The organism is Gammaproteobacteria bacterium (genome assembly GCA_022340215.1).
Classification (GTDB): Bacteria; Pseudomonadota; Gammaproteobacteria; order JAJDOJ01; family JAJDOJ01; genus JAJDOJ01.
Genome location: JAJDOJ010000219.1, coordinates 1 through 6,225 on the forward strand (window position 1 = coordinate 1; position 6,225 = coordinate 6,225).

Annotated in this window: 7 protein-coding genes; 4 read left to right on the forward strand and 3 right to left on the reverse strand. The window is 57.9% G+C overall.

The window, feature by feature from the left end; genetic code table 11:
- The first annotated feature begins 121 nt into the window (after positions 1-121).
- Complete coding sequence (locus LJE91_15140) at positions 122-301, forward strand: hypothetical protein (GenBank protein ID MCG6870009.1); 180 nt, start codon at positions 122-124, stop codon at positions 299-301.
- Positions 302-1,145: 844 nt separating this feature from the next.
- Complete coding sequence (locus tag LJE91_15145; protein ID MCG6870010.1) at positions 1,146-1,487, forward strand: hypothetical protein; 342 nt, start codon at positions 1,146-1,148, stop codon at positions 1,485-1,487.
- Between the two features lie 179 nt (positions 1,488-1,666).
- On the opposite strand, the gene LJE91_15150 is transcribed toward LJE91_15145, so the two are convergent.
- From LJE91_15150 to LJE91_15160, 3 genes are all read right to left on the reverse strand, one after another.
- Entirely contained in the window at positions 1,667-2,122 is a 456-nt protein-coding gene (locus tag LJE91_15150) for a rhodanese-like domain-containing protein (protein MCG6870011.1), read from the reverse strand.
- Positions 2,123-2,182: 60 nt separating this feature from the next.
- Positions 2,183-2,686, reverse strand: a complete 504-nt coding sequence (locus LJE91_15155) for a heme-binding protein (GenBank protein ID MCG6870012.1) — start codon at positions 2,684-2,686, stop codon at positions 2,183-2,185.
- 105 nt (positions 2,687-2,791) lie between these two features.
- Complete coding sequence (locus tag LJE91_15160; protein MCG6870013.1) at positions 2,792-3,205, reverse strand: hypothetical protein; 414 nt, start codon at positions 3,203-3,205, stop codon at positions 2,792-2,794.
- 908 nt (positions 3,206-4,113) lie between these two features.
- Between LJE91_15160 and LJE91_15165 the strand changes: the two genes are divergently transcribed.
- Entirely contained in the window at positions 4,114-4,971 is an 858-nt protein-coding gene (locus tag LJE91_15165) for a hypothetical protein (GenBank protein MCG6870014.1), read from the forward strand.
- Positions 4,972-5,158: 187 nt separating this feature from the next.
- Complete coding sequence (locus tag LJE91_15170) at positions 5,159-5,743, forward strand: hypothetical protein (GenBank protein MCG6870015.1); 585 nt, start codon at positions 5,159-5,161, stop codon at positions 5,741-5,743.
- Positions 5,744-6,225: the final 482 nt, after the last annotated feature.

Consider the following 6,225-nt stretch of genomic DNA (forward strand, 5'->3'; position numbering starts at 1 on the left):
GCGGACGAATACCTTTCGGAGCCGAAATCCATGCGGGGCATACCGGGCAACCGTGAATGCCGGCGCAGGCTGTTGCACGGCCAGCGTGTCGTGCTGCGCAAGGGAATGATCAATTTCGAGTGTGACCCTGGACCGGAACACGCGTAAGAAGGAGGGGCTAAGCGGATACGGGGCATCGGCCACGATCGTCCGTCCGGAAGGCCTGGTGCTGGGTATCAGCAACGATTACCCGGCCATCAAGGTTTTCTCCCCGGCTAAACTTGTAAACGGCAAGGAGAGATCCCGAAAGATCCGCGCCTGACCGTTCGAACGCCGGGATCACTGACCCCAAGAAGCCGGGTTGGCGACGCGCAGCCCGGAAAAGCATCCGATTCAAGGAACCTCCCACACTCGGTACGAGAACAGGACCCATCGAATGAGAACGAGCGAAAACATCTTCCGGCACGAACCCCTCCAGGACGCCGATTCCATCCGCTCGATGCTGGAGTCGATCACCAGGCGGACTCGGAGAGGGCCGTCTGACCTTCAGTGACGAGGATGGCGAGATCGTCATGGAACCCGAGGGGTTGGCTAGGGCTGAAACTCACGGCAACGCGCGAGGACAGCACGCACAAGATCAGCCTGCGAATCGGCTGGTGGGCGGAGGAAAACCGCAAGCGGGACCGAAAGCCCTTAACCGTAAAAGTCGGTGACGGGGAACAATAGAACCTGTCTGGATGATTACGAACGGGGAGTTTGCTCCGCGACAATCCTTCACCCCGTTGCTACCATTGCGGCGCGGGGCATCTTGCGTCGACCCGAGCCTCCCGTCACTCTTCATTCCGCCCAGGAGGCGGCTCCTGTTATTACCGCGGGTTCTATTCAGAGCAGCTTATGATAGACCAATCGAATCTGGCTTTAGGCGATTTCTGTCATAATGACATACCATCCTGCTTGTATTTTCGTCCTCTGTGTTGCGACAACCGTTACATAGATCGACTATGCGCCTGTTATCGCGCCTTGATGACGAACGAAAATCCGGCACAATCTGGTATGCCATTTTTCGGCAATCGCCTTAACTGGAACGGAACTGCTGGACAAGCCATTTTCATGCATGCGATAAAGCGCGAATCACCTGTCCGCCCGACCCCTGAATCCGTTGTCTCGTGATATCCGAACTGCTGGAGCGATTGCACGGCCTGTTGGTCCGGATCCGGCACCCCCGTGCAGACGAGATAGCATCGCTGGGAAGACTGTATCAATCGGACAAGACGCGGTTCTGGCAGGAGATCAACGCGAATTCCCTGTGGGCCGGTGCCGGTTCGCTCGCGGCCGACACCATGATGGATAATCCGGGTTTGTCCGATGCGGAATGGGACAGCACCGTGCGTGAGTTTCGGGAAATGCTCGCGGGTATCGGAGAGGAAATCTTGACTCGCGACGACGCGAATCCGGGAATTTCCTCCTGGGTGCTGGCGTTCCGGAACTGGAACGCCAGCGAGGTCTGAGCCATGAGATGCAACGCAGATATAGCTAACTTTGGGTCCTAAGGGATATCTGTGGGTAAGGACGGCTAGATCTGGCGGCCGGACTCCGTATGGACAGTCCGTGGATTTCGCCCTATTGGTGCGGGCGCCGCCTGCCCACACTACGCCGGGATGTTGGGGGGAGTCTGGGGTTACGTAACTTATTGCTGTGGCGCGTTCAACTCACGTTCGTAAGCCTCAAATCCGCCCTTTGCCCGCCATTCGCGCATCCCGCCCTGCAAGATCCGCAAATTATCGAAACCGGCAACACGAAGCGCGAATCCCGCCTGGGCCGATAGCATTCCAGTATTGCAGTAAATCAGAACTGGCTTGTCTTTCGGAAACTCGGATCGGCGTGCGAGCACTTGGCGCCATTCGATATTCACCGCGTCGGGTATGTGCTTCTTCTCGAACTGTGCCGCATCGCGGGCGTCCACAATGAAAAAGTTCTTCCAGGCCTGGGCGGGTATTTGTTCAGAAAAGATCGTCGCCCCCCGGTAGTCGGCAAAATCGAGGTATTCTTCCATGGCCTCGATTGCATCGGTATTTTCCTCTGCGTGTAGCGGGTCGATCGCCATAGACAGATTGAGCCATAACACGATCGGTAGAATGGGCATTTCGAGATCACCGGCTAGGTTGAGCACAGGATATCTTGAAGTAGCCTTGAGAGACTGCAATCAGAACAACATTTTCTCCTCTAGAGCAGCGGCAGCTTGCTCAGCGCACTTCTGGTCCTCGTCAGCGCTGGGGCTGCCCGAGACGCCAACCGCGCCCACAAGTACCCCCTCAGCATATAGAGGCACACCACCTCCAACCATCATGGCCTCAGTGACGAACCGAGCACCGGATTGTCCGCTCCCGGGTCGTGTTGCTTGTGCAATAGAGCGTGTGTCGCCTTTGAAGCTCGCCGCCGTCCAGGCCTTGCGGCGGGCGGTCTCCAATGAATGGGGTCCTGCCAATTGATCGCGCAACATGACTTGAGTAATGCCAGAACGGTCCACGATAGCCACCGATACCTGATGACCTGATTCGCGACATGCCGCCATGGAGGCTTGTGCGACCACAAGGGCAAGTTCCGGTTTCATCGCCTTGAAAGTCGTCAGCGAGTCGCTTGCTGCAAGCAGAGAAATTGGCACAAATAACGTGAAAACGATTACGATTGTCCCGTCAAGGTCTTTCATGGCTGTCCTCCTTCCAACTACCACCCTCGTTCAATATCTCTCACGGCGTTTTCACGGCAAGGCACTCCTCTGCATAGTTCGGTACGTGCCTGATTCAGAGACGTTTCAGCAGCCATCATCCTCAACCACCACATCCCCGGTTTCCTCGTCGCGGAGAACTCTGCCTTCGGAATTCGTGGCAATCGTGCGGACAAACATCATTGACTGAATTCGTTCAAACTCGAGGTCCATTGCCCGAGCAACCTGGCTTTCCTTAATATCATCGTAGATCATGACCCTGCCACGTTTCTCGAGTTCGAGCTGGCTCACTGACGGATTGAAGAGCATCTTCTCCTGCCAGCTGTCCCGGGCCTCCGCCGGATCCGTGACACCAAGTGCCAGAACAGCAGCGATAACGGATACCGGAAGGAGGTCTGATAATCTGCATTGGTTTGTCATGGCTACACGCCTCATCGGGTCGATTCGTCTGAACTTGCTACCTTGATTCGTCCCTGATCCGCGTCCCTGATCCGCGTCCATGACCTCTACATAGCAGCGCGATGACCTCGATTTATAGAGGGAAGATGATGCTTTTCTGACCGTTATATTACGGCAGATAAATCAACAGGATAGCGAATAACATGACGGCGCCGTCGGCACCTGCGGGCGATGTTTTGGCAGAGAGAGTTACCCCTGAGGAGAGGCGGAATCCCTTGCTGAAGAGTTCCGAATCGATGATTGGACAATGGAACCGGAGTTTAACCGCCTGTGGCTGAAGGGAAAGCATACGGTGTATCGCTCCGATTTCTCAGGACACGAAGGAGAGTGATACTGAGGCGATTTCTGTCAAATGACATACTATCCTGCTCGCCTTTGTCGTCCGTCCTCTGTGTTGCGACAACAGTGACATCGTTCGACGATGCGCCAGTTGTCGCGCCTTGATGACGAACGATCCCGGCGCGGCGCTGTCCCTGCTTTGCTTGGGCACCGGTCTGGGCTTCCTGCCCAAGCCGTTCACTGCTTCGCAGCTCACCCGGCGCGATCTGGTATGTCATTTTCCGGCAATCGCCTTTAAGACCGACGGCAAAGGGAGGGCTGAAGGCTTCCTTCCAGGCACCAGGCGAAGGCGCAAGAGAGACCTCGTTGACGGGATTCATAAGCAGCCCGGTGGCACAAGGGACCGCGGCCCTGGACTGCCTGAGCCAAGTGATTGCGAGCCCGTACGTGAACGAACACCCGACGGCTTCCCACGCTCTGATCGGGACCGACAAGGATATTCCGTTACGCGTACGAGCGATGTGCCTATAATGTTCCCACAGATGGTCGCTCTCCGCGCTGCCTGACACCCCCGCTTCTCCCTGTTGAAATTGGCTGCACCGTGACACGGGTATTTCTCCACCCGACGGATGTAGACGAGGTCGAGCGCATGCTCGAAAAGGACAAGACGAATGACTGACTGCAATGGACGCCTGTTTTCACTGATGCTGACCCTGGGCATGTTGATGACCGTCAACTCATCCCCTGCCACTGCCGAACCTCAGGGATGGACCAACGAGGCATTCTTGAGCCGCTTCACACTCATTGGTGGCGGGTTCATTCCCCAGGTCAGCACCACAATCAGCCTGGACGCCTCGGACGGCAGTGCCGGCACCGAGATCGACGTGGAGGACCTGCTGGGGCTCGAGTCCAGCGCGGCGGTCCCGTTTTTCCTGTTCAACTGGCGCATCAACCCGAAAAATCGGATCGTCGCCGAGTATTTCGCGCTGAACCGCTCGGGAGAACAGGAGATCGGAGGCGAGATCAACTGGGGCGACCTGAGCTTCCCGGTGGGCGCGTCGGTGGACAGCAGCGTCGACCTCAAGCTGGGGAGACTGGGTTACGGCTATTCGTTCATTAACGACGGGCGCAAGGAGATCGGGATCACCGCCGGCCTGCACGTCGCTAGCCTTTCATCGCGCCTGCGGGGCTCGGTCGAGGTCGGAAATGCGGGCGGCAGCGTCGAGAGCGATACGGCGCAGATCACACTGCCGCTGCCCGACATTGGCCTCACGGGAGGTTACGCCTTCACCGAAAAGTTCTCGATGTCCTTGAGGTTGCTGGCCTTTTATCTCGCGGTCGACGATTTCAAGGGCTATCTCCTGGCCGGAGACCTGCTGGCTGTCTATGAACTGTTCGAACATGTGGGCATCGGAGCGGGTTATAGCGCCTTCAACGTCGATTATCAGAACAAGACAAACGGCGGGCAGAAGTACGAGGTCGACTATCTGTTTCACGGGCCCAAGGTGTTCGCGACGATCCGTTTTTAGGATATGCTGCGCCGGGCGGTCCGAGCCGGACCCACGCGGGGAAACCGTTGCGAGTGGCATGGAGGAGGAGGACAATAGCGCCACCGATGTATTCGGTGTCCCATGCGGGGACGCACGGAAAACCTCGCGTCCAGACGTGGTTTTAGAATCGGCACGCGGTGCCGACACATTGATGAGGGGAAATTACATGAAACCGAGATATTTGGGGTATTTTCTGGTACTGCTGTTTGCACTGCCTCTGGCCAACACCGCCTGGGCCGACGACGACAGCGAGAGCTATGAAAAAACGATCAAGGCCTTCAAGGATGCTGGCGAGAGCGGTAAATTCTTCGACAGCGCCTACGGCTACGCAGTGTTCCCGAACATCGGCAAGGGCGGCGCGGGCATCGGCGGTGCGATCGGCAACGGCCGCGTCTACAAGAAGGGCGTGTGGGTCGGCGATACCAGGATGATCCAGCTGAGCATCGGTTTCCAGCTCGGCGGTCAGGTCTACAGCATGATAATCTTCTTCGAGGACGAGCGTGCCTTCGACGAATTCACCAAAGGTGAGTTCGAGTTCGCCGCGCAGGCAACTGCCGTGGCGATCACCGCCGGGGCATCCGCCCAAGCGTCGACCCAGGGTAGCTCCGGGGGCATCAGCGGCGGTAGAGGTACTGCCGATACTGTCGGCAAGTACACCAAAGGCATGGCGGTGTTCACCGTGGCCCGCGGCGGTCTGATGTACGAGGCCGCGCTCGCTGGCATGAAGTTCCACTACGAGCCCAAGAAGTAACGTTTCTGGGCGTCTGGCCCCACCGGAGGCGTGGTCGCAACCCGTCTCTGGTGGGGGTTCCTCTGCAGGCCCGGTCAGATCCCAATGCCGGAACGGCAGTTCCCAAAGCAACCCTGACGCATTCCCCTGCGGAATGGCCATCGCTGCCCCGCCCGACCCGACCCATTCAATGTACGATGTCCCTGCTCAGCGCCGACGCACGAAGATTCTCGGTGAAGGAGGCACGCGGCCAATCTGAGGATTGGCCGCACCGTGTCTCACGGGAAACGGCGTCGGCGGCCATCGGCCTGGCTCAAGAGACGCCCGAATAGAGGCTTGTAGGAGTCAGGCGATAGGCTGCCCCCCACCTGTCGGACAAGTGGCGGCGATCGCATGCAGGGCGAGCCCAGATCAAGCGTAATCGAAAGGGTCGGTTCAGCCGCTGGGCGATCTCCTGCGGATCCAGCCAAGGTCCGGTAAGGGTATTGCGGATAAAGCCGATC